General features: G+C 69.5%; 1 pseudogene. It reads right to left on the reverse strand.

Annotation, left to right across the window (positions count from 1 at the left end):
- Positions 1 to 236 (reverse strand): annotated as a pseudogene (locus XcuCFBP2542_RS19250) (zeta toxin family protein); the annotation flags it as partial.
- Positions 237 to 259 lie beyond the last annotated feature (23 nt).

Here is a 259-nt window from a genome sequence, read left to right on the forward strand (position 1 = left end):
AACAGATAGGCGTCGGCCATGACCAGCCCCACCGGCCCGGCTCCCGTGGTGCCCACCACCGCAGCAGCGGCCGTTCCGCCGACCCAGCCACCCATTCCACGCGCACTGAAGTGCAGCGCTTGCGAACGGGCAGCGGCAAGATTGTCCTGCGCCAGCAAGCTGCCGATGCGATCGCCGGTCTGCACGGCATCGTAGGCGCTTGCGGCAACTCCTACACCCGCCAGCCCCGCTGTCATGCCTGCACGACGCAGGCCGGGGA

Source organism: Xanthomonas cucurbitae, from assembly GCF_002939885.1.
In the GTDB taxonomy this organism is placed as follows: Bacteria; Pseudomonadota; Gammaproteobacteria; order Xanthomonadales; family Xanthomonadaceae; genus Xanthomonas; species Xanthomonas cucurbitae.